General features: G+C 41.4%; 23 protein-coding genes and 1 riboswitch. Of the genes, 3 read left to right on the top strand and 20 right to left on the bottom strand.

The window, feature by feature from the left end; all coding sequences use genetic code 11:
- Positions 1-8: 8 nt before the first annotated feature.
- The 8 genes from BLV00_RS06920 to BLV00_RS06885 all read right to left on the bottom strand — a co-directional run bounded on the left by BLV00_RS06920 (position 9) and on the right by BLV00_RS06885 (position 6,505).
- Complete coding sequence (locus tag BLV00_RS06920) at positions 9-503, bottom strand: flagellar protein FlgN (protein ID WP_093043790.1); 495 nt, start codon at positions 501-503, stop codon at positions 9-11.
- 9 nt (positions 504-512) lie between these two features.
- The gene (gene flgM / locus BLV00_RS06915; protein ID WP_093044017.1) at positions 513-779 is read right to left on the bottom strand and encodes a flagellar biosynthesis anti-sigma factor FlgM; all 267 of its coding nucleotides are present in this window, start codon (positions 777-779) and stop codon (positions 513-515) included.
- A 78-nt stretch (positions 780-857) separates the two neighbouring features.
- Positions 858-1,268 (bottom strand): TIGR03826 family flagellar region protein, encoded by a 411-nt coding sequence (locus BLV00_RS06910; protein WP_093043788.1) that lies wholly within the window; start codon positions 1,266-1,268, stop codon positions 858-860.
- Between the two features lie 66 nt (positions 1,269-1,334).
- Positions 1,335-2,018, bottom strand: coding sequence for a ComFC family protein (locus BLV00_RS06905; protein ID WP_093043786.1), 684 nt, complete (start codon positions 2,016-2,018; stop codon positions 1,335-1,337).
- A 1-nt stretch (position 2,019) separates the two neighbouring features.
- Complete coding sequence (locus BLV00_RS06900; protein WP_245728871.1) at positions 2,020-3,456, bottom strand: ATP-dependent helicase ComFA; 1,437 nt, start codon at positions 3,454-3,456, stop codon at positions 2,020-2,022.
- Positions 3,457-3,501: 45 nt separating this feature from the next.
- The gene (locus BLV00_RS06895; RefSeq protein ID WP_093043784.1) at positions 3,502-4,344 is read right to left on the bottom strand and encodes a DegV family protein; all 843 of its coding nucleotides are present in this window, start codon (positions 4,342-4,344) and stop codon (positions 3,502-3,504) included.
- Positions 4,345-4,512: 168 nt separating this feature from the next.
- On the bottom strand, positions 4,513-5,193 hold the full coding sequence (locus BLV00_RS06890) for a response regulator (RefSeq protein WP_093043782.1): 681 nt from the start codon (positions 5,191-5,193) through the stop codon (positions 4,513-4,515).
- A gap of 169 nt (positions 5,194-5,362) precedes the next feature.
- Positions 5,363-6,505: a sensor histidine kinase gene (locus BLV00_RS06885; protein ID WP_093044013.1), complete on the bottom strand. Its 1,143-nt coding sequence runs from the start codon at positions 6,503-6,505 to the stop codon at positions 5,363-5,365.
- A gap of 160 nt (positions 6,506-6,665) precedes the next feature.
- Here BLV00_RS06885 and BLV00_RS06880 point away from each other — a divergent pair, with 160 nt between their 5' ends.
- The 3 genes from BLV00_RS06880 to BLV00_RS06870 all read left to right on the top strand — a co-directional run bounded on the left by BLV00_RS06880 (position 6,666) and on the right by BLV00_RS06870 (position 10,228).
- The gene (locus BLV00_RS06880; RefSeq protein WP_093043780.1) at positions 6,666-7,307 is read left to right on the top strand and encodes a YigZ family protein; all 642 of its coding nucleotides are present in this window, start codon (positions 6,666-6,668) and stop codon (positions 7,305-7,307) included.
- Between the two features lie 223 nt (positions 7,308-7,530).
- Positions 7,531-8,532 (top strand): LCP family protein, encoded by a 1,002-nt coding sequence (locus BLV00_RS06875; protein WP_176791376.1) that lies wholly within the window; start codon positions 7,531-7,533, stop codon positions 8,530-8,532.
- A 244-nt stretch (positions 8,533-8,776) separates the two neighbouring features.
- Positions 8,777-10,228 (top strand): APC family permease, encoded by a 1,452-nt coding sequence (locus BLV00_RS06870; protein ID WP_093044009.1) that lies wholly within the window; start codon positions 8,777-8,779, stop codon positions 10,226-10,228.
- 43 nt (positions 10,229-10,271) lie between these two features.
- On the opposite strand, the gene BLV00_RS06865 is transcribed toward BLV00_RS06870, so the two are convergent.
- The 12 genes from BLV00_RS06865 to BLV00_RS06815 all read right to left on the bottom strand — a co-directional run bounded on the left by BLV00_RS06865 (position 10,272) and on the right by BLV00_RS06815 (position 22,724).
- Positions 10,272-10,511 carry a helix-turn-helix domain-containing protein gene (locus BLV00_RS06865; RefSeq protein ID WP_093043778.1) on the bottom strand — a complete coding sequence of 80 codons (240 nt, stop codon included), beginning with the start codon at positions 10,509-10,511 and terminating at the stop codon, positions 10,272-10,274.
- Between the two features lie 243 nt (positions 10,512-10,754).
- Complete coding sequence (locus BLV00_RS06860) at positions 10,755-11,216, bottom strand: IDEAL domain-containing protein (RefSeq protein WP_093043776.1); 462 nt, start codon at positions 11,214-11,216, stop codon at positions 10,755-10,757.
- A gap of 140 nt (positions 11,217-11,356) precedes the next feature.
- Positions 11,357-11,692: a helix-turn-helix domain-containing protein gene (locus BLV00_RS06855; RefSeq protein ID WP_093043774.1), complete on the bottom strand. Its 336-nt coding sequence runs from the start codon at positions 11,690-11,692 to the stop codon at positions 11,357-11,359.
- Positions 11,693-11,747: 55 nt separating this feature from the next.
- A complete protein-coding gene (gene sinI, locus BLV00_RS21650) occupies positions 11,748-11,909 on the bottom strand; it encodes a DNA-binding anti-repressor SinI (RefSeq protein WP_143030692.1) in 162 nt (53 codons plus the stop codon).
- A gap of 26 nt (positions 11,910-11,935) precedes the next feature.
- Positions 11,936-12,044: riboswitch (cyclic di-GMP riboswitch) on the bottom strand.
- Positions 12,045-12,144: 100 nt separating this feature from the next.
- Complete coding sequence (locus tag BLV00_RS06850; RefSeq protein ID WP_093043772.1) at positions 12,145-12,432, bottom strand: hypothetical protein; 288 nt, start codon at positions 12,430-12,432, stop codon at positions 12,145-12,147.
- Between the two features lie 116 nt (positions 12,433-12,548).
- Entirely contained in the window at positions 12,549-14,270 is a 1,722-nt protein-coding gene (locus tag BLV00_RS06845; RefSeq protein ID WP_093043770.1) for a phospho-sugar mutase, read from the bottom strand.
- 159 nt (positions 14,271-14,429) lie between these two features.
- On the bottom strand, positions 14,430-15,386 hold the full coding sequence (gene manA, locus BLV00_RS06840; RefSeq protein WP_093043767.1) for a mannose-6-phosphate isomerase, class I: 957 nt from the start codon (positions 15,384-15,386) through the stop codon (positions 14,430-14,432).
- 264 nt (positions 15,387-15,650) lie between these two features.
- Positions 15,651-17,603 (bottom strand): beta-galactosidase, encoded by a 1,953-nt coding sequence (locus tag BLV00_RS06835; protein ID WP_093043765.1) that lies wholly within the window; start codon positions 17,601-17,603, stop codon positions 15,651-15,653.
- A gap of 1 nt (position 17,604) precedes the next feature.
- On the bottom strand, positions 17,605-18,540 hold the full coding sequence (locus BLV00_RS06830; RefSeq protein ID WP_093043763.1) for an aldose epimerase family protein: 936 nt from the start codon (positions 18,538-18,540) through the stop codon (positions 17,605-17,607).
- A 20-nt stretch (positions 18,541-18,560) separates the two neighbouring features.
- On the bottom strand, positions 18,561-18,797 hold the full coding sequence (locus BLV00_RS06825; protein ID WP_143030691.1) for a hypothetical protein: 237 nt from the start codon (positions 18,795-18,797) through the stop codon (positions 18,561-18,563).
- Between the two features lie 60 nt (positions 18,798-18,857).
- Positions 18,858-20,444: a solute:sodium symporter family transporter gene (locus BLV00_RS06820; RefSeq protein WP_093043759.1), complete on the bottom strand. Its 1,587-nt coding sequence runs from the start codon at positions 20,442-20,444 to the stop codon at positions 18,858-18,860.
- A 54-nt stretch (positions 20,445-20,498) separates the two neighbouring features.
- Complete coding sequence (locus BLV00_RS06815; protein ID WP_342722186.1) at positions 20,499-22,724, bottom strand: alpha-galactosidase; 2,226 nt, start codon at positions 22,722-22,724, stop codon at positions 20,499-20,501.
- Between the last annotated feature and the right edge of the window lie 2 nt (positions 22,725-22,726).

Raw genomic sequence — 22,726 nt, 5'->3', positions numbered from 1 at the left:
CTCCTCTCTTACGCTTTCGAATCAAAAACAGACCTTTTTTCTTTGTTAGAAACTCCGGTTTGTTTGTTGTAATTCACGTTGTTAAGGCTTGGCTGCAGCATGTCCAGCGATAAATGAATGAATTGCAGTGATTGCTTCGTCAGTTCAGCGTTGAGCTGTTCCTGCTGCTTCAATTCGGAGACAAGAAAGGCCAGGTCTTCAAATAACGATTGCAACAAGTTTTTTTCTTTACTGTCCTCCAGAAACCCAAGCAGACCTGATAAAGTTGGAGTTTCTAATTCAATGCCCTGCTGGGGGCACCAGTCTGTAACAGTATGCATACGTTCATTTTCTATTTTAGTAATCGCCTGGATATGTTTCCGCTCTTGAGTCAATAATTGCTGTAGACTCCCTGTCTCCCCTTGTTTTAACAGTTCTGTTTTTTCACGGGACAAATATAATAGACTTTCATGCAATTGCTTCAACTTTTCCATTTGTACATTGACTTTAGTGATGGACACCATTGGTCCCCCTTACTTACGGCTATTCCAGAACTGGATCATTTTCTGTGCAGTTTTCTCCGCGTTTATTTTATATTCACCTTGATCAACAGCTTGTTTGATTTCCGCTACTTTTTTCTCCCGTGCTGCGTCAGGGCGGGCATTCTCCTGCAGATTCTTTGCCTGATGGGATATTTCCAACTTATCTTCCTGCTGGAAAGCTTTCTTGATTTCTGTCTGTTTATTCAACTGCTTTTGATAAGGATTCAAATTGGTATGATTCGGACCATTGATTTTCATTCCCATTCACCTCACTCTTTATAGCTTCCGACACTCATTCTACTCTATTTATCGGTAAATCAAAGCCATCATTTAATATTACTTTTTACCCCTTTTCAAACTGTAATAGGTCCTGGATTCAGGAGGATCATCCTGGGTAGATTTCTCGTCAACCCGCTGCCATTCCTTATGCAATGAGGTTCTGCAGCCATCACACAGCCTCCCCTGCTGCAAAGATCCCCCACATCTGTCACATTTATAGTGCAGGTTCGGAAAATGGGTCGTCAGTAATCTTTTTTCTTTCACAAACTGTGTAATACGCTCATGTGCCACCCCAGTAGCTTCCACAACCGCCGTCACAGTCGCCTGGCGGTTTTCGCGTTTGCGAATGTAATCATAAACCATTTGAAAGTCTTTTTCTTCTTCATGGAAACAATCTGTACAAATGGAACGAAGCGCCTGAACAAAAACCGCTCCGCACCTTGGACAATTCTTCAATTCTCCAGGCATAACACTTTTCCTCCCCACAAACCTTCTATTTATTATATCGGCACATACCGTCTAATTGATAATGTTTCAACCACTTCTAATCAAAGTCAAAGAGAAAATTTTTGGTGTTCCATTTGTTTTTAACAATTTAGCTGCATGCCTCAAGGTCATTCCTGTCGTATATATATCATCCACTAAAAGAACAGCCTGATGGACTGGCTCTGCCAGCAGAAATGGATTGACCGTATCCATACGCTCCTGCCGTGATTTTTTTGACTGTTTTTCACCATGTAGGCGGGTCAATGCAAGTTTCACGGGAGCCTGAATGAAGCCTGCTAACGTATCTGCCTGGTTGAACCCTCTTTCTTCCATCCGCTCATCACTTAACGGTATTGGGACAACAACCACATCTTCCCCCATGAAGTGCTCTTGAAATTCATCTTGCATGGCTTCACGAAACAAATCTGCTAAAATATAATCTCCACGGTACTTCCAACGTGCCATAATATCTTTCATTTGCTCATTGTAGTGGAAAATTGAGATATTTTGATCAAGGACACCGCTCCACCTCTCGTCTTCTTCCCACCGTTTACAATCAGGACAGAGCCCGGGCTTTTCCATAGGTCGGGAACAGGATAAACACTTCGCCCCGGTAATCTTTTTCAACTCCGACTGACAGGCGTTACATATGACTTGTGTCTGGGGGAGCGAAAATAGGTTGTACCAAGTCACTTGATGTAATATCACCTGGTGACAATTCAAGCAGCGCACATCACTTCCTCCTTCCTAACCGGTTCATCTTCAGGATGGTTTCCACTGCCTTTACCATGGCGTCGGTTTTCCCTTGATGAAAAAAGATGACTTCACCGTCTGGATCTCTCGAGCTTCGCCCTGCTCGACCCGCTATCTGGATTAAGGCAGCCTGGTCGAATACCGCATGGCCACTGTCTAAGACGATGACATCCACGGAGGGGAAAGTCACTCCACGCTCCAATATCGTCGTTGTTACTAACACGTCATATACACTTTTGCGGAATTGGTACACTTTTTCTTGACGATCTGAATCTGACGCATGCACACAAGTGACCTTTTTGTATCGCTGTGCAAGGATTTTTTCTACTTTTTCAGCATTGGGGATGGTGGGCACAAATACGAGGAGTTGTCGGTCCGGTCTTTTACGACGTTCCAGCCAATCCCAAACCTTTCGGGAAAGCATTTCTTTTTCGAGTGATTTAATGTCGAAGGCAGCAACAAAGCGAGGAACAGGAAGCGGGTGGCCATGAAAGCGCCGTGGGACGAACACTGCTGGCAGTTTCTTTCGGTTGATTTCCCTTTCATGCTTCGGTCGGGGAGTAGCGGTCAAATAGATGAAGGAAGCTTGATCCTTAGCAGCTCGTTCAGTCGCATAAGGCAAAGATGCATCAGCATGATAAGGGAAGGCATCGATCTCATCGATGATCAGCACATCAAATGCTCGCCCGTAACGCAGCAGTTGATGGGTTGTTGCAATAAGGAACTGGGCATTTCCTTGTTTATCGGGACTCTCCCCATATAAAGCTTGGATCGATACATCGGGAAAGGCAGCTACAAAACGGGGAAGCAGTTCTTTAACTACATCCGCCCGAGGAGTCGCGAGGCAGACTCTTTTTCCTTGAGAGAATGCGAGACTCAGGCCTGGGAATAACATCTCCGTCTTTCCAGCACCACATACAGCCCAGACCAGCAAACGCTGATTTTTTTCTTGTATAGCTTTTATGATACGGTCTGCAGCCTGCTGTTGAAAGGTTGTAAGCTCGCCAGTCCACTTGCAGGCAGGAGGGTGTCGATCCCAACTCACAGGGCGCCGCCAGGCATATAAATGTTCTTGCTCCGACACACGGCCCATAACGATACATTTACGGCAATAGACGACATTATCCGGTAACTTTGCAAATAAATAGCTTTTTTGATTGCCGCACCGGCGGCATCGATTCCCCCATGCGTGCTTTTCAATAGCAGGAATTTCGTCTAGCAAACCTAAGGAGATTAGTTCATTTAATTGTGGTGTGTTTAAAGAGATTTCTGTTTTTAATAGAAGTTTTCCAGATAAATAGGTGACAAGAGAGGGGTTAACAAATGAAGGAAGGTCTGGTGGCTGTTCAAGAGGTGACGGAATCCAAGAGAAGTCATTGGAATAATAAGTACGGAAGGCAGGGATCAGGTTATTCAATTCTTCATCGCTCCATTAGGAAGAGGGAGGGGTAGCTCCCTCCCTTTATTTTTTATACCAGCCGAGTCCCAGAGCACCTTCACCAAGATGAGTACCGATGACTGGGCCGAAATAGCTGATTGTTACCTCTACATTCGGAAAACGCGTCTCCAATTCTTGTTTGATTTGTTCTGCATCATCCAGACAATTAGCGTGGATGACAGTGGCTTTGATGGCAATTCCGCTGGCTGCATCCTCTTCAAACAACGACAGAATCCGCTTGACCGCTTTTTTTCTTGTCCGGATTTTCTCGAAGGGGACAATCTTTGTATCGATAAAATGGAGCACCGGCTTTACCTGCAGCAAACTGCCGATTATTTTCTGAGCTCCTGTCAGACGCCCGCCTCGATAGAGGTTAGTCAGATCATCGACCATGAAATAAGCACGAATCGTAGGCTTTATTTCCTCGAGGCGTGCCATAATTTGTTCAGGAGTTGCCCCATTGTCTGCCAGTTCAGCTGCCTCCAGCACATAAAAACCTTGCATCATCGCACTTAATTCGCTGTCAAAAGGATGAACCTCAATTCCTTCTACCATGTTACCAGCAGTGATAGTCCCCTGGTAAGTACCACTGATTCCACTGGAAAGATGGATGGCCACGACTGCATCATATTCCCGGGACAGCTCTTCCAGCTTCTCTGTTACAAGCCCGACTGATGGCTGAGATGTTTTAGGCAGTTCTTCGCTGTTACGCATCATTTCATAGAATTCGCCTGCCTGGATATCGACTTCTTCCCGGTAAGATTCCTCATTGATAATCACGTTCAAAGGAACCATATGTATATTATGCATATCACGTATATCTTCAGGTATGTATGCCGTACTATCGGTCAACACCGCTGTTTTCATCAGGCATCGTACTCCTTGTCATTATTTATAAATCCTTTCTTCCTTCATTTTACATGAAGACCGCTCTTTTTTCATCAGCAGCACAGTTAAATGAAGAAATACTTCAGATAGAAGTCTAATCGGCAAATAGAAAAGACCCTGAACAATAAGTTCAGAGTCTGACTGAAATTATAATACTTCTACCCAACCATTTTTAATGGCAGTAACAACTGCCTGGGTGCGGTCGTTGACGTTCATTTTCTGCAGGATATTACTGACATGGTTTTTGACTGTCTTTTCACTGATATAAAGTGATTCCGCTACACCACGGTTACTCTTTCCATCTGCCAACAGTTGAAGCACTTCACATTCACGGCGTGTCAACAAGTGAAGCGGCTTACGGTATTCAATCGTCTGGAAGGATTGGCCGTTTTCTGCTGTTTCAGATAGACGGCGATATTCGGCAACCAGGTTATGTGTAACTTTCGGGTGAAGGTAAGAACCACCTTCACTTACTACCTTTATCGCCTCAATCAATGCATCGGAGTCCATTTCTTTCAATAGATAACCTTGTGCACCTGTCTTTAAGGCATGAGTGACGTAATTTTCATCATCGTGAATGGAAAGAACGATTACTTTCAATTCTGGATAGCGGCTGATCAGCTCTGCAGTCGCTTCCACACCGTTCATATTGGGCATATTAATGTCCATCAGCACAACGTCAGGATCATGCTGTTCAACTAAATCTACCGCAGTATCCCCATCATCCCCTTCTGCCACTACTTCAAAGCTTACTTCAAAATCTAAAATCCGCTTTACACCTTCGCGAAAAAGTTTATGGTCATCAATCAATACGATTTTTGTTGTCATCGTCCTTTTCCTCCCCATCTCATAATTTCTGGGTTAACTCCGTGACTTATTTCCCTAATCTCACCTATAAAAACATCAATTTGAAACATCAGCAGATATATAAGTCTATATTCCTATTTAATTCCTTATTATAAATGATTTTTTTATTTTTAGGTAGGGTTACCTAAAATTACCGCTCGGTCGGAATTTGGATGATCACTACAGTACCTTGTCCTAGCTTGGAATCGATGGTCAGGTCACCTTCAAGCATATCGACCCTTTCCCTCATCCCGACAAGGCCGAATGACTTATCCTTTTTTACTTTGGTATCAAAACCTTTGCCATTATCTTTTATCACTAAAATGGCTGCTTTCGATTTCAACTCTACTTTCACCTGGATTTCAGTAGCTTCAGCATGCTTCACCGCATTTTGTACTGATTCCTGAACCAAACGAAATAATGCAACCTCATACTTGCTGTCCAGCCGTCTTTCTTTGCCCAGATTCGTAAATAGCACTTGCAATCCCTCATTGTATTCCTCTACCGTATTCAAATATTTCTTTAATGTAGGGATGATTCCAAGGTCATCCAACGCCATTGGTCTCAAATCATAAATGATCCGGCGGACTTCATACAGAGCAGAGCGTACCATTTGTTTGACACTCTTGATTTCCGCTAAAGCTTCCTCCACGCCCCGTTCCCGAAATGTCCGGTCAACAAGATCCGATCGAATCATGACATTGGCCAACATTTGAGCCGGACCATCATGAATCTCACGGGAGAGCTTTCTACGCTCTTCTTCCTGTGCCTCGATAATTTGCAAGCCAAATTCCTGTTTTTCTTTGGCGTCTTCGAGAGCTTCTGATACTTGCCTGAAGTCTTCATTCAAATAATTGAGGACAACGGATATCTTGCTTACCAGCCCCTCAGCCCGCTGGACAGTGGAATCTAAGTTTTTCAACCTTCGATCTAAATCGTCACGGCGTTCTCTCAGCTGCTTTTCCTTTTCTCTTTTAACAGAAAGGTCCATTTGCAGTTTATGGGTTTTTTCATATACTTCACGTATTTCTTCTTCAGAATATTGATTGAAATATTTACTTACTTCAGAAAGGCGCATACGGGAGAAACGCACTTGTTGTTCCAGCTTGTCGCCTTCATCTATGAGAGAAATGACCTGTCTTTTTGTCTCTTGCAGCTCATTATGAAGTTTTTCAAACTCATTACGGGACTCTTCTCCTATATGGAAAATCTCGTCCTTGCTGTTCGTGACATTTTCAATCATTTCTTCGATGACTTGATCAAGTGCTTTTTCCTCAAATCTCGTCTCTTTCATCATAGGTCTCCTCCATCAATATTCACATACTCATTCGAATTTCCTAAGTACTTTTGTGGGGGTGTTGCAATAAAAAATAATTCGTTTTATATCCCCGATAATTATTTGCCGGTATATAAAAACCGCTATATAATTAAGTTCTTAGGAGGTTTTTTATAATATGTTGGAAAGCTATTATACCGTAAAAATAGAAGGTTCAGAAGAAATAACCATCCAAAAGTCACGATTTATCGGATACATACGTCGCTGTGAAACAGAAGAAGCAGCTCAGGCCTTCATTCAGGAAATCAAGAAAAAACACCACGATGCCAACCATAACTGTTCAGCCTATATGATTGGTGAAAATGACCTGATTCAAAAAGCGAACGATGACGGCGAACCAAGCGGTACTGCCGGAGTCCCAATGTTGGAAGTGTTGAAGAAAAAAGGTCTGAAGGACACCGCAGTCGTCGTCACCCGGTACTTCGGAGGCACAAAGCTTGGAGCAGGCGGGCTGATCCGGGCTTATTCCACTACAACTTCCGCCGCTATCAGGGCAACTGGTGTCGTCAAACGTCAATTGATGCAGGAAATGAGAGTTACTGTCGACTATAAATTGCTTGGCAAACTCGAAAACACCCTTCGTAATTCAAATTACTTATTAAAAGAGATTAAATATCTGGAAAATGTGGAATTTATTATATATGTAAAAAGTGGCCAAGAAGAGTCCTTCTCTCAATGGATCATAGATTTGACCAGTGACCAGGCAAAAATCGAACAGGGGGATAGAAGTTATATGGAAAAAGATGTACCTGATGAATAATCGCTCTTCCCCCTTCCTTGGCTCACTCCCTAAATGAAAGGCTCTGTTAAATCTCAGTGTTGATTTTACACTTAATCTCTCTATACATGAAGACTCAGTTTCGAGATAGTTGGGTTATCGCGAAATCAAGTCTTCGACTTTTCGAAGTTTTAGTGGAATAAGCCTCTTCTGAAAAGTCAACAACTACGTTTATCAGAGCCAAATGAAAAGGAGAATCCCTATTATGAATAGAAAACTGAAAATCAGTCTGCTAGTCGTGTTATTTATCACAGTAGCAGGAATAGGGACAGCCGGAGGATATGCTTTGTATTTGTCTCACAAAGCCCAACAGGCAGTTTCTGACTCACAGCAGGGGCTCGGTCGAGGAGAAAAATCCACGATGCGGGAGTCAGCAGTAAACCCCTTTGACGATAATATCTCCGTTTTGTTTGTTGGTGTAGACGATAGTGAAAAACGGGAAAAGGAAGGGAATGCACTATCTGATGCACTTATCCTTGCCACATTCAACGATGAAAATAAATCAGTAAAAATGGTTAGCATTCCTCGTGACTCCTACGTCAACATCCCAGAGGTCGGATATAAAGACAAAATCACCCATGCTCATGCTTTTGGCGGAATTGACGCTACAATTGAAGCAGTTGAGGGTATGTTCCACATCCCAGTCGACTATTATGTCCGCTTAAATTTCAATTCTTTTGTTGAGGTCGTCAATGCCTTGAATGGAATTCAGTACGATGTACCCTTTGAGATCAAAGAACAGAACAGTGAAGACCAGCCAGAAGCTATCCATTTGAAGCCTGGGATTCAAAAACTTACCGGAGAAGAAGCCTTAGCTTTAGCAAGGACAAGGAAGTATGATAGTGACTTAGCAAGAGGGCAAAGACAAATGGAGCTTATTCAAGCCATTGTCCAGAAAGCTAAAAAACCAGAGGCGATAAATGACTACGGCAATCTCATCGATTCAATCAAAAGTAATTTTACGACAAATATGGCCTTTAATGAGTTATTATCCTTTAAGGATTACTTTCTCAATGAAAATGGATTGCAATACGATGAGATGCAACTAGAAGGAAAAGGTATTTGGATCAATAATGGTTGGTACTATGAGGTTAAAGAAACTAGTTTAGTTACCGTCAGGGAGAAGTTGAAGAATCACTTGGGTATTGAATTGATACAGTACTATGATAGGGAGTTCACAGCAGAAGAAACTACACCTTATTACTAAAACATTTTCACAATTAACCTCATCTTATTATTAGACAAAATATTTCCCTGGAAATGAGCAATAAATAAGACATACTGTCAAAATAGAGAGAAACAGCACTCGATAATAATGAGTGCTGTTTTAGTTTTCTCAGATAGGCCAAATCAAGCCCTATAACCCTGCATGGTATTTGCGTGCATAGCATAAAACACTTAAAATGGGGAAATGCTATTTTTTTAGGAGGAGTTATTGACATATGAATAAGATGAGAGAAAGAAGGACTCTTGAACGCTCCTTAAAACCCCATTGGGTTTGGGCTATCGCCTTTGGTTCAGCTATTGGCTGGGGTGCATTTGTCCTGCCGACGGATTGGATATCCCAGGCTGGACCTATGGGCGTTGTCATAGGAATCCTGCTTGGTGCAATTTTAATGATGGTAATAGGGGTGAGTTACGGTTTTCTAATTGAAAAATTTCCTGTTACCGGCGGGGAATTCGCCTATGCCTATATCGGCTTCGGTCGAACGAGTGCATTCATCGCAGGGTGGTTCCTTACATTAGGTTATATGTGCGTTGTCGCTTTGAACGCGTCTGCGTTAGCATTATTAAGTAAATTTTTGTTTCCTGGAATTGTAAATAAAGGTTATCTATATACGGTTGCCGGCTACGAAGTATATATTGTACAAATTTTAGTAGCCAGTGCCGCTCTGGTAGCGTTCGCTTTCTTGAACATTAAGGGAGCCAGTTTTTCTGGTCGCTCCCAGTTCATTTTCAGTATGGTCTTAATAGGCGGTATTGTTTTACTTGGCGTCGGTGCAATGGTAAGTAGCGGTCCCAGCCTTACCAATACGCTCCCAGCCTTCGAACCAAGCCAGTCAGCTATTGCTTCGATTCTAACAATTCTTGCACTGGCACCATTCGCTTATGTCGGTTTCGATAATATCCCTCAAGCAGCGGAAGAATTTAAATTCGAATCTAAAAAAGCTTTCGGATTAATTATCTGGTCGTTATTGGCTGCGGGACTTGCCTATGCCGCAATGATTTTAATTACCGCCAGTACAATGCCGTGGCAAGAACTTCTCCTGCAAACAGAGAATTCTGTATGGGGTACCGGAGATGCTTTTGAAAGTTATATGGGCAGAATAGGCGTCTTTATTATCGCCATCGCTGTTTCAATGGGGATTTTCACTGGATTGAATGGCTTCTATATCTCTTCCAGTCGTTTGACATTCGCTATGGGAAGAGCCCGTATTCTTCCTAATATGTTTCGGACACTTCATACGGAGCATAATACTCCATATGTCGGCATCCTGTTTACCATGGTTGTGTGCCTGATCGCTCCATGGTTCGGGCGTGAAGCCTTGCTGTGGGTAGTTGATATGTCATCTACCGGTGTAGCCATCGCTTACTTTTTCACCACCGCAACAGCTTATAAGTATTTCTGTTGGTCAAACAAACAGGCTGCTAACGAAAAGAATGCAGCAACGGCTTCACCTGTAAAAAAACTGCTTTCCCTAATAGGAATGGTCAGTTCACTGTCTTTTTTAGGCCTATTATTACTACCGTTCTCTCCTGCTGCTCTAGGAAAAGAATCTTATATCGCTCTTGGGGTATGGGTTTTGATCGGTGTCATCTTCTACCTGACGAATATAGGGCGGCAAAAGAAGATCGGAGAACAAGAATTGAATTACCTTATCCTAGGAAAAGAAAAAATATAAGCATATACTAAAATCGAGCAGAGATACTTACCTGCTCGATTTTTCATTTTTTAATACTCCCTCCCAACTTCCTGTTTGCTTGTCCAAGCTTCCAAGCTGTTAAGTCTTCTAGCGGCACTCCAAGTGTTTCGGCTAATTTTTTCATGATAATTAAAGAAGGATTCTTCTGGATCCCTCTTTCAATATTGCTGATATAAGATTTTGAAACACCCGAGCGGCTTGCTAATACACTCAGTGACATTCCCCGTTCTTCGCGTAACTCTCTAATTCGCTCTCCAATCATTAATGATCCCTCGCCTCTCCTTCTTTTGTTCTTTAAAAAGAACTATCATCCAAAAAAATTTAAAAATCTCACGTTCATTATAACGAATGATATTATAAGTATAATCAAAAATTAATGAAATGGAAAATTCCATATTAATTTTAATTGTCTACATACTCTTTAAATTCTCTTTTATACGTCTATTTACTGCTTTTTTCTAACTAATTCAAAGCAAGCGTTCCGCAAGATGCAGAACGCTTGCTTTTACACAAAGTTCTTTTTTCCTAATAAATCATAAAACGTTTCCCGGTCTCGATTATCTAATGCCCGATCAATCATTCTGTTAAAGTTAAGCTGTTCTAATTGTTCAAATAAACCTTCTAATGCTTCATCATTTTTATTTTGTTTATCAACCTTAAATTTAGACTTCTCTTTTAAATAAGGATCAACGATGGAGTTTAAATGGGTAAGGAAGTCAGGTAATTGCAGCAGGTCGGTAACAGCGACATAGATCATCTTCTTACCACGCTGAAATACAAAAATATCAAAAACATTGTGCACCTTTTGCTTCTTGCGATCAATTATTATCTCTTTTGCCTCTAGGGGAACAAAGTGGTAAAGTTCTCCATCAACATATAAAGAAAAATACTGGTAGGCCAGAACAACACGGACAAAGCGTTCATCCTCTTTGACATAATAGGGCTTCAACATTTTAATCGATAACATATCTGACCACCCTCTCATTTAATCTGAATATTCAGTATTTTATATATATTATGACGCATTCTGAGGGATATGAAAAGGAAAGATAACTGGAAAGCAAAAAAACAAGCTATGTTAGCCTCTTACATACATAGCTTGTCCTGTTATTTTTTATTTTGCTGTTTTAATTTCCATTCATTGAATTCCAAAAATTCACGGAATTGTTCCTTTGTTATACCTGAGTCCATTGCAGTCTGAACGAGTTCAAGCCAATCATCATCCAAGGCTGAAGTCTCCTTGGATTCGTTTTCTTCTATCAATTGATTGACGGAAACACCTAAAACTCTGCCGACTTTTTCTAAAAATTGGATAGATGGATTCGTTTGACGGCTCCGTTCAATTGAACTTAAATATGACTTTGCTACCCCTGCTTTTTCTGCTAGTTCTGACATCGACAGACCTTTTGATTTACGTAATTCTTTTATACGTTCCCCAATCAATCTTTCCACCCACTTTCACTGCGATTATACCACAGCGGAAATAAGCGATTCTACTTTATTTCAGAAAAATCATACTTATTGGCTTATCCTGAGACTTTTTACACGTAACTTTCAAAAAGAGTTCAACTTCTGCTTTCGTTAGTCCTAAAGCCCGGGCTTGTTCCATCAGCAACATCCATTCTACATCCAACCGATCGTTTAGCTGATTCTTTTTCATGAATGATCCCTCCATCACTCATCACCCAAGGCAGCCCGGCGGTCATAGCCACTAAATATATAATTGTTTGTAAGTGATGGCCTTAGACCCGTAGCTTTGCGTCCTTACCTTTAGATAAGTTTGCCTTTTCAGAAGCGATTTATTAAAATATTCTGATACTTAAAATTGTACTATAGTTCCTTAGGTTTTTCTAGTAAAATATCATCAGATGCGCGGGTAATAGTAACTATTTTTGTCAACTTTCATCAGGAAACATATTAAACAAATAAACATTTTCCGTTTCTTCCGAAGAAAGTTCATAGGATTCAATATCTACATTTTCAAAATGAGTTCCATTCTCTTGAACAAAACTGATAGTTGTAATGGGAGTATCTTCGTCATTTGAAGGAGAAGGGTCAGGATTAACAATTTCAATTACCCATTCATAGTCAAACCGTTCAATACATGCTTGTTGGAAAGCAATAGGCCGTTGATCAAAATAAATTTCTTTTAATTTACAGATGTCCCTTTTATGTTGTTGCATTTTTGCCCCTTCTTTCCAATAGTAGGAGATAGTATTATATTCCCCTTCCTAGTTATAAAAAACTTAATTAATAAAAAGGGACAAAGCCCTCCTGAATACGGAAAGCCTGCCCTTTTTTATTGTGGTAAATATTCTTCTACAGCATTTTTCAATCTTACGAGTCTTTGCTGACTTTCTTCTTTACTAGATGATTTTACTCCATAATAAAACTTGATCTTAGGTTCTGTACCTGATGGACGTAAACAGAACCAGCAATCGTCCTCCAATACAAATTTCAGCACATTGGCGGCCGGGAGTGTAATCTCTTCTTCTTCTCCAGTATCGATCTTTTGGCGGCGTGATTTTTCATAATCTTCTACGGCAAGAACCTTTAGGCCACCAGCTTCCGTCAGTTTTTCTTCACGGAAAGTATCCATGATTGCCTGTATTTTCTCGGCTCCCTGCTTGCCATCAAGTTTGATTGATTGCAAATCTTCCATGTAATAACCATGTCGTTGATAGAGAGTATCCAAAGCCTGAAGCAGGGTTTTCCCTTTTGTCTTCCAAAACAGTGCCAATTCTGTGGCAAGGACAGCTGCCTGGACAGCATCCTTATCACGGGCAAAATCTTTGGCAAGGAAGCCATAGCTTTCTTCGTAACCGAATAAAAACTCGTGTTCACCTGTACGTTCGTATTCACGGACTTTTTCACCAATGAATTTGAAACCTGTCAGAGTATCCAACGTTTCAATGTTATAGTAAGATGCAATAGTTCTACCGAATTCAGAAGTGACAATTGTCTTAATCATAATGCCATTGTCAGGAAGGTCAAGATGTTGGGATAACAAGTAGTCCAGCATCAGAGCTCCAAGCTGATTGCCCGTCAAAACCTGATATTCACCGTTAGCATCCGGTACAGCCACTCCAAGCCGATCAGCATCCGGATCTGTTCCGATTAATATGTCGGCTCCAACCTCTTTCCCTTGAGCAATAGCCATTTCGAATGCCTGGTGTTCTTCCGGATTCGGAGAAGCGACCGTAGAAAATTCCGGATCGGCTTCGGCCTGCTCAGCTACGACATGGATGTTTTCAAAGCCGGCTTGTTCCAGCCCTTTTCTGACCAATACATTAGCCGTGCCATGCAGTGGTGTGAAAACTACCTGGAAATCGTCGCCTGCATCGTGGGTGATATGTGGATTCAGGTTGACACTCCGAAGCTCCTTCAAATAAGCCTCATCTACTTTTTCATCAATCCATTCCAGCAAGCCCTCGGCTTCCAGCTCCGCCTGGTCAGCCGCTTCTACTTCCAATTCATTCTCTATTTGGTTGACCATCTCAATTACGGCCCCTGCTTCAGCAGGCGGCAACTGGCCCCCATCCTCATTATAAACCTTGAAACCATTATATTCAGGAGGGTTATGGCTGGCTGTAATGACAATGCCACCGGCTGTATACAGATAACGGACAGCATAGGACAAAACAGGGGTCGGACGGAGAGAAGTAAACACATACGTTTTGATACCATGATTCCCCAGGACCTTAGCAGTTTCTACAGCAAATTCCTGTGACATATGGCGGTTGTCATAAGCAATTACAATACCATTCTGCTTCCACGCTTCGCCACGCTTTTCTATGTATCTCGCAAGACCTTCCGCAGCACGGCGGATGGTATAGATGTTCATACGGTTGGTTCCAGGTCCCAGTTTCCCTCGCATGCCACCTGTACCGAATTCTAAGTTCTTGTAAAAAGCATCTTCTAAGGATTGTTCATCTGATTGGATTTCTGTAAGTTTATCGCGTAATTCTTTTTCTAACAGGTCAAAATCATTCCATCGTTGATATGAAGTCTGCCAGGTCATAGGATCATCCTTTTTGTTAGAATAATATACTCTTGCTCATTATATCAGAGACAAATCAATATTTTATGACATTTCATGTCGAATTATATTAAAAATTATGGCTTATTCTGACGAAATGACAAGAAATCCCCAAGGCCGGTGTCCGTCCCCAGGGAAATTTTATTTATTCGACCATGAAACGACCATTTTCGCTTTTCCTTCGATTTCAAATGGATCCATAGTTGTGGGCAGGATGAAATGACTGCCTTTTTTAATCGCGTGTCGCCGATCACCGACTTTAAGCATTCCTTTTCCTTCGATTACGCTGACAAGGATATATTGGTCAAATCGAAATTCCGGAGAACGGCCATCCAGTTCCCACAGCACAACACCAAAGTAATCTGCTTCGACTAAGCTTTCTTCTTTAAGCCCTTTATCTTTGCGCGACTTACGTTCTAGTTCTGGATCTTGATGAGGAACGGTGGTCACTTCCAATGATTCTTTGAGATGAAGATCTCGTCTTTTTCCATCATCCCCTGCACGGTCATAATCATAGACACGGTAAGTGATATCCGAGCTCTGCTGGGTTTCAAGAATTTGTACGCCTGCTCCGATGGCATGAATGGTACCACTAGGCACATAGAAGAAATCCCCAGGATGCACTTTGACTCTGCGCAACAGCTGGTCCCATTCCCCTTGTTCTACCATTGACTCTAACTCTTTCTGGGATGTCGCATGATGGCCGAAGACGATTTCAGCGCCTTCCTCGCAATCGATGACATACCAGCATTCCGTTTTTCCGTATGCTTCATTTTCTTTATCTTGCGCATAAGCATCGTCAGGATGGACTTGTACAGATAAATCTCTTTTAGCATCGAGGATTTTGACTAATAGAGGAAATTCATCCCCTTCCTGGTTACCGAACAATTCCCTGTGCTCATTCCAGGCTTCTGTCAATGTCTTTCCTTCCAAGGGTCCGTTCATAATTTCATTCGGCCCATTGGAATGAGCCGAAATTCCCCAACATTCACCTGTCTGCTCTGATGGAATTTCATAGTCGAAGATTTCACGCATCTGCGTGCCCCCCCATATCCTTTCTTTGAATACAGGCTTTAGAAATATCGGTTCGTTATACATCCTATTCTACTCCTTTTTTCGATACGTCATAGATCTCCTAATGAAATTCTACTATAACAGATGAATGATACAAGGAATACGTATATTTCACTTGAAATTTATACAAAAAATTATTAAAGAAACACTTTTAAAAGCTTATATTTTCTATTACTTTTTCAGGTACTTGATTAAAGAAAATCCCCTCGTTAGGGTTTTCGGCCCAACAATTCCCCAAAAGGCTGCCCTAGTATTTTTAGTGACTACCGGAACAGTTCACTGTTTTCCTTAAATTTCTTTAAGTCGACTTTCAAATGGCTGCAGTTCGATATTTTCATACGTCTTCTTCTTGTCACTGTGGTTCATGATAAAATGATATGCTTTCTCACCTATAAAGCGCTCATAGACCTCTACTTCTTCCGGCGAATCGATAGAAGAGATGGACTGTTGTTCAATGATTTCACGTGCTATTTGGGCCATGGCATCTCGAGATATACCACTACCGATATAATAAGCGGATCCCTTACCGAATTTATTCCTAGTCACAGCCGCATAGTCCTGATAAAAGTAGTCGGTATAACGGAATAAAACCTTAGCTGTTTCCGGAACAAGAAGATCCCGCCAGATATCAGCTTCTGATGTTTGACCATTAAATTCCGCTTCCCCTTCCACCATGACCGTACGTTCTTTGGTCAATGACTCGATCTCTTCTACTCTTATACCTGTCAACACCCTGACAGGGCCAGGAAGGGTTTCTCTGAAATAAATATTATTATCTTTGTCTTTCAAACCAGCACGAAAAGAGAAAACCACAGTACCTCCTTGCTCCGTAAATTTCGCCAGTCGGTCAGCAAGCTTTCTGTCCATCATTTGCATGACAGGAACTAACACGACTTTATATTTTGAAAAATCACGTTCAGCCGGTATGACGTCTATATTAGTGTTCTTTTGGTAGAAAGGACGATATAACCGCAGCAGTTCATCTTTGAAGACAAAATCCTTACTTTGTATTTGGGCACGCCACGACCAGATATTATCATAGTCATAGATGACCGCTATGTCGGATTGTATGGGTGCTTGCAGAAGCTGGTCATAATCTGAAAATTCTTCAAACACTGATTGGACTTCTTTATACTTTCTACCATACTCACTATCATGGTCGACGACTCCGTAACAGAATTGCTCCGCTCCCCTTGTCATCCCGCGCCATCTGAAATAAAGCATATTAGAGCACCCATGAGCGAATGCCTGGTAAGACCACATTTTTGCCTGATTCGGCCTTGGAAGATAACCAATCACATCATGCCCTTGAGCTCCCATTAACTCTTCCACAATCCAATAATTTTTATCTAATAATCCCCTGTTAAAGTCATGGGTCATCGCAATTTCCTCAGGGGAAATCGGCTCTTCCAACCCACCCCAGACTGGATAGTTATCATAAGATACGAAGTCCATCGACTTAAGGTTTTCAGGATGATCGAACCATTTTTCAAAGAACCCTCCGGAGACATTGGTTGTCACCTGCTGATGTTCTCCCCTATGCTGTTTTACAATTTCAGTCATTTTGTGGGCGTAGCTATTAAGAGAACCCGAACGGAACCTTGCCCACTCCAGCTTCAAACTTGGGTTATGTGTAGTCACGGTAGGTAAGGGGGCAGGAATTTCGCTGAATGTATTATAGGTCTGCCCCCAGAAAATGGTTCCCCAACGTTCATTCAATTCGCTGATATCCTGATATTTTTCTGCCAGGTACTTTCGGAAACCAGTTTGACATTTTTCGCAAAAACACTGATCGCTGCCTTCATGTCCAAATTCATTATCAATTTGCCAGACGATGATAGCCTCTTCATGACGATAATGTTTTACCAGCTCCTCCGTAATTCTGGCACTGTAGTTCTGATATTCATTTGAATTAAAGCAATACTGCCGTCGTCCACCAAAAACCCGGACCTGCCCATATTCATTCTCTGACAAAATAGATGGGTGCTTTTCAGCCAGCCAGGCGGGAAACGTGGCAGTTGGTGTGCCGAACATCACCTTCATCCCGTGCTGCTTTATTCTTTCTATCACTTTATCAAAATAAGAGAAGTCAAATTGTCCGTCCTGTTTCTCCATCAAATGCCAGGCGAATTCTCCTATACGGACGATATTAGCCCCCATTTCTTTGATGCCATTGATATCTTCTTCCATCATTTCTTCTGGCCAATGTTCCGGATAATAATCCACTCCAAGATATGGCATATCATATACCTCCTAGTTCCATAGTAAGTTCCCAACAATAAGAACGTTGAGCAGGGATTCTTGATACTTTGTCAATTTTATCTGCTACATAAACATCGTCATACATACCGGTACAAGGCTCCAGCGCAAAATTGTAATCGCCCCGGTAACCGCTGTGAGTCTTCCAAACGCCGAGATATGGTACTTTATCAGCGGGGAATTTATATGTCAGGGTGCGTCCCACATCCGGCTGCACGGTCTGACACCAGCCGTTGCTCAGAGGTTCCTTAAAGTAGAATTTTTCTATATTATCTGCTTCTGGTGATTCCATGGCAGATAAATCAATCGGTTGTTTCGTTTTCTTTGACCGAGTAATAGGGAAAGAATGGCAATCACCCCATTTCCCAAGGTGTTCCGTCTCTTTCTCAACATTGATCACTTCATTCATACCTTCAGGAACACGGATATAAGTGGAAGAATTCATATTCAATAATGCGTGAGCCGCCCAAATGAAAGAGAAGTTTTTATCCGACTGATTGATAGCCTCATACGAAAGCTCGACACTGTTTTCTTCTAAATGAATATGTTTAACCAGCCGGTAAGGGAATACTGGGCTGGAGACTTCTAACTTCAATCCGTAATTTTCCTCTGAACATTTCCAAGGCATCGCCCAAACTTCACCGTGATCAGGAATGAAATCGTAATCATTTGGATGCGGGCCTTTATCGATTCCTGGGAACATTTCATCAAAACCGCTCGAATCAAATGCAGAAAAATCAGCTCCATAAGTAGGAATCTGCATTTCATCTTCCGATAATTGGTACAGCCATTCATATCCTGCTTGTTTATCAAATAGACTCGCCATTTTCCCGCCATATTCGGGTAGAATCGTACAACGGATATGGTTATTTTCTATAATAACCGCATCTATCCCTTTGAAAGTTGAATATATAATCATCATGTCCTCTCCTAGTCTGATCATTGCTTCACCTTATCCATAAAACGCCAGAATGCTCGTTTCCCCTCAGGAGTTCGCTTGTAAACCCCAGCATGCTCTAACACGGTTGAAAACATCCTGCCGATCTCTTCTTGCAATATTTTTTCTATATTATGTTCATTCAAGTTTTGATTGTTTGCTCTAATATTCTTCCCCCAGGCTACGTCCAACCTCTTGAAAAACAGCTGCCACTCCTTTTGGATAATTCGCCCAATCATGTTCTTTTTGATAAACAAGATTGTTTATTTTGGTATCAATACTAACTAAATCTTCAAAATTTATATAATTCCTATTGGAGAAAGGAGTGTATAAATAACTATCATCGCAATGGTAGCCGCAATTCCGACAGGCCATACAAGTTTCCATGGAGTCATTTCGACTTTGGATTTTTCTTCTAAAGTAAAGCTTTCATTACGAGGTCTAATTTTACCGATTAAAAGCATCAAACCTGAGCAAAGAACAAATAATATCGCCAGAATATGCAGGAAATGGATGCCTGTATCCCAAAATAACTGAGTTGTTGCATAAACCGATATAAAAACAAACAGGGAAACTTTCGCTGCAATTGAAGGCACACGCTTCGTCAGGTAACCAATAATCAATATTGTAAAAATTGGAACATTATAAAACCCATTGACAATTTGAAGGTATTGGAAGAACCCCTGTGGCACCATATCAATTAAAGGTGCGATACACATCGCAAATATAGCTATAATGATTCCAACATATTTCCCTTTTCGAACGATCTCTTTATCAGGTGCATCAGGTTTGAAGTATGGCTTATAAATATTCAACGCAATCAAAGTTACCGAAGAATTCAACGCTGAGTTGAAAGATGAAAGGATAGCACCGAATAACACCGCTGCAAAGAATCCCACTAATGGAACTGGAAGCACCTCATTAACCAGGCGCGGATAAGCATCTGTCGGTTCAAGTCCAGGGCCGAACATGTTGAATGCAATAATTCCCGGCAAAATAAGAAACACAGGTCCCAAAAGTTTCAAGAACGCAGCTATTAACACACCTTTTTGCCCTTCTTTTAGACTTTTAGCGGCTATGGCACGCTGCATGATGTGTTGAGCTGTACCCCAATAAAAAAGGTTGACAAGAAGCATCCCTGTGAACATCGTTCCAAAAGGTACCGGACTATCTGAATCCCCAATCGAATTCAACTTTTCAGGGGAATTTTCTACGATGGTCGTAATCCCATTGGTAAATGACCCATCGCCTAGTACGAATAGACCAATAACAGGAATCATCAATCCACCAATCAACAGTCCGATTCCATTGATAGAATCAGATACAGCTACGGCTTTCAGACCACCAAAGATTGCGTAAATTGATCCAACAATCCCAATTGCAAACACTGTGATGAATAGTGCAGGCATCCTGCCAACTCCAAGAGCTTCAGGGATATTAAACAGACCATTTATGGCCACCGCCCCTGAATACAAAATAGGAGGCAAAAGGTTGAATATATAGCCAAACAGGAAAAGGATAGTGACTATCTGTTTGGTGCCAAAATCATATCGATCTTCAAGAAAATCAGGAATGGTCGTTATACCACCTTTTAAGTACCTCGGCAGAAGGAATAGCGCAACGATCACTAAGGCTATTGCAGAACCGACCTCCCAGCCCATGACCGCAATGGTGTCGGAGTAACCTTGAGCGTTAAGTCCGATCAATTGCTCTGTCGATAAATTTGTGAGCATCAATGAACCCGCAATTGTCCAGGCACCCAGGTTTCTTCCTCCAAGAAAATAACCATCCTGTGTATCCAGGTTTTCTTTACGAGTCGTATAGTAAGAAATCAAAGCTACTAATCCTGTGAAAAATAAAAAGGAAATGATTACGAATAGATTCATAGTTGGCTCTCCTTTAATTAACATTTTTTCTAAGTATAGGGACATAGTGAACAACTACGATTCATCAATCTCTTTTATATGCACTACCAAAGATTGATAATCTCCACGGCGTTCTGCCATGTGTTCATTCACTCCATTAAATTCAATAGGAAGCGGCAATCCACGGTACATCAATTCATCACCAAAATAACTACGGTTATATTCAGAAACGTAGTAGCGCCCCTCAGATTTAAGCCCTGCTAAACGCAAAACTTGATTATTTTTCGGGTTTGGAGTGCTTAATGTTTTGTACCACCCAATCAAAGCCTCAGACCGATCTTTTGCGCAAACCATCCAGGCGACTTCATTATGTTTAAAGGGACTTAATAGTCTTAGGAAGTCTCCATCGCGAATTAGTGTGCGATATTCTTTATAAAAATTAATTTGTTCTCTGACTTCTTTTTTTTCTTGTTCTGTTAAAGACTCAGGATCGAGTTCATAACCGAAGGTACCGAAGTAAGCAACATTTCCACGATGTACTAATGAAGTCTCCCTCCATGTTTGATGATTGGGTACAGCTGATACATGGGAACCAATGCTATAAAGCGGGAAAGCAAGTGATGTTCCATATTGAATTTTTAAACGATCTACTGAGTCAGTATCATCACTTGTCCAAGCCTGCGGCGCATAATACATCATTCCTGCATCAAAACGACCACCGCCTCCTGCACATGACTCGAAGAGTACTTCAGGATATTCTTGTAGAAGCCGTTCGTATAATCGATAGACTCCTAAAATGTACCGGTGGAAAAATTCCCCCTGATTTTCCAGATTTGAAGAAGCAGCTTCTGTAATATTACGATTCATATCCCATTTGATATAATCAAGTTTCGTTTCTTCAATTATTTTTTTCATTTGTTTGTATATATGATCCACCACTTCTGGATTGGAAAAGTCTAATACCCATTGATTTCGACCAAAAGTTAAATGCTGTTCTGGATATCCAATTACCCATTCTGGGTGATTACGATATAAATCACTGTCCGAATTGACCATTTCCGGCTCAAACCATAATCCAAATGCCAAGCCCTTCTTTTTAACAGAATCCGCTAAATCCCCAATACCTTTTGGAAGCTTGGTTTGGTTAACAAACCAATCACCAAGCGATGACGTATCATCATTCCGCTTACCGAACCAGCCATCATCCAAAACAAATAACTCCACTCCAAGCGCTTTAGCCTGATCCACAATTTTAAGCAGTTTTTCTTCATTAAAGTCGAAGTAAGTAGCTTCCCAGTTGTTGATTAAAATCGGCCGTTCTATTCCTTTCCACTTCTCAGCAATCAAATGTTTACGATGAAGGTCATGAAGGGATGTGCTCAGCCCATTCAAACCTTTTTTTGAAAGTGTTACGATAGCTTCTGGAGCTTGAAAGCTCTCACCCGGTTTTAGTCCCCAAGTGAACTGGGAAGGGTGGATTCCCATTTGAATACGGGTATTTTCATAGTGATCAACTTCTACTTGCCCTAGAAAATTCCCACTATAAACAAACTGGATTCCAACAGCTGTCCCTTGGTGTTCTGTAGTTTCTTTTCTTTTTAACACCAGAAACGGATTATGCTGATGGGAACTGGACCCGCGCATGCTGCCAATCGATTGAATTCCTTGAACCAATGGACGTTCTTTTATGTGTCTTTCCCTAGCCCATGCTCCTGAAAGATGTAACATATCATAATCTGCATCAGGCAAATCAATTGAACAAGAAAACAAACGTTTCAGGCTGACTTCCTGATTACCTTTGTTGATTACCTGAACACTACGAGTGATTACCGGCAACCTCTCAAAAATAGAATACATCAACAATATTTTCACATCTGTTTCAGAGTCATAAAGATGAATCACTAACGTTTGAGCCTGTCCACTGTCGGCATAGGTGGCTGGCAACCCCTCTAGCTGTGGCTTTCCTTCTTGGATTTCAGCGTAGTCAAAGATAAAACCTGAAATGGATTTACCATTTTGATCTTCTACTATAATAGCAGGCTCGCGATAATCCCCTTTTCCATAAAGAGGGTATTCTTGCAAGATTGTTTCCAAGGAAAAAGCAAGGTTATCTGAAAATGTGTGAGTGCTATAGCCAACAGGGTTATTTATGTCTTGAAAGTGTTCAAAATTCTTTTGATGACGTAGGGAAGGACCAAAGTATAAGTGGCCCAAGTGACCATTCTCAAGGACACGGAATATGTAGCTTATATAATCGTTTTTTAAATGAAATTGTTGGCGGTTTTCATCTTTATAAATCATGT

Origin of the sequence: Thalassobacillus cyri (assembly GCF_900107755.1) — a bacterium.
GTDB classification, from domain to species: Bacteria; Bacillota; Bacilli; order Bacillales; family Halobacillaceae; genus Thalassobacillus; species Thalassobacillus cyri.
Note: the sequence above shows the minus strand (reverse complement) of the source record. Positions and strands in the feature narration are given on the sequence as shown.

Coding starts and splice junctions, on each gene's coding strand:
- BLV00_RS06890 (WP_093043782.1), bottom strand. CDS start 5,193: ATGACAACAAAAATCGTATTGATTGATGACCATAAACTTTTTCGCGAA.
- BLV00_RS06845 (WP_093043770.1), bottom strand. CDS start 14,270: ATGACCTGGCAGACTTCATATCAACGATGGAATGATTTTGACCTGTTA.
- BLV00_RS06920 (WP_093043790.1), bottom strand. CDS start 503: ATGGTGTCCATCACTAAAGTCAATGTACAAATGGAAAAGTTGAAGCAA.
- BLV00_RS06875 (WP_176791376.1), top strand. CDS start 7,531: ATGAATAGAAAACTGAAAATCAGTCTGCTAGTCGTGTTATTTATCACA.
- BLV00_RS06825 (WP_143030691.1), bottom strand. CDS start 18,797: ATGATTGGGCGAATTATCCAAAAGGAGTGGCAGCTGTTTTTCAAGAGG.
- BLV00_RS06820 (WP_093043759.1), bottom strand. CDS start 20,444: ATGAATCTATTCGTAATCATTTCCTTTTTATTTTTCACAGGATTAGTA.
- BLV00_RS06880 (WP_093043780.1), top strand. CDS start 6,666: ATGTTGGAAAGCTATTATACCGTAAAAATAGAAGGTTCAGAAGAAATA.
- BLV00_RS06830 (WP_093043763.1), bottom strand. CDS start 18,540: ATGATTATATATTCAACTTTCAAAGGGATAGATGCGGTTATTATAGAA.
- BLV00_RS06895 (WP_093043784.1), bottom strand. CDS start 4,344: ATGAAAACAGCGGTGTTGACCGATAGTACGGCATACATACCTGAAGAT.
- BLV00_RS06835 (WP_093043765.1), bottom strand. CDS start 17,603: ATGCCATATCTTGGAGTGGATTATTATCCGGAACATTGGCCAGAAGAA.
- BLV00_RS06885 (WP_093044013.1), bottom strand. CDS start 6,505: ATGAAAGAGACGAGATTTGAGGAAAAAGCACTTGATCAAGTCATCGAA.
- BLV00_RS06860 (WP_093043776.1), bottom strand. CDS start 11,216: ATGTTATCGATTAAAATGTTGAAGCCCTATTATGTCAAAGAGGATGAA.
- BLV00_RS06870 (WP_093044009.1), top strand. CDS start 8,777: ATGAGAGAAAGAAGGACTCTTGAACGCTCCTTAAAACCCCATTGGGTT.
- BLV00_RS06865 (WP_093043778.1), bottom strand. CDS start 10,511: ATGATTGGAGAGCGAATTAGAGAGTTACGCGAAGAACGGGGAATGTCA.
- BLV00_RS06910 (WP_093043788.1), bottom strand. CDS start 1,268: ATGCCTGGAGAATTGAAGAATTGTCCAAGGTGCGGAGCGGTTTTTGTT.
- sinI (WP_143030692.1), bottom strand. CDS start 11,909: ATGAAAAAGAATCAGCTAAACGATCGGTTGGATGTAGAATGGATGTTG.
- BLV00_RS06815 (WP_342722186.1), bottom strand. CDS start 22,724: ATGATTTATAAAGATGAAAACCGCCAACAATTTCATTTAAAAAACGAT.
- flgM (WP_093044017.1), bottom strand. CDS start 779: ATGAAAATCAATGGTCCGAATCATACCAATTTGAATCCTTATCAAAAG.
- manA (WP_093043767.1), bottom strand. CDS start 15,386: ATGTATAACGAACCGATATTTCTAAAGCCTGTATTCAAAGAAAGGATA.
- BLV00_RS06850 (WP_093043772.1), bottom strand. CDS start 12,432: ATGCAACAACATAAAAGGGACATCTGTAAATTAAAAGAAATTTATTTT.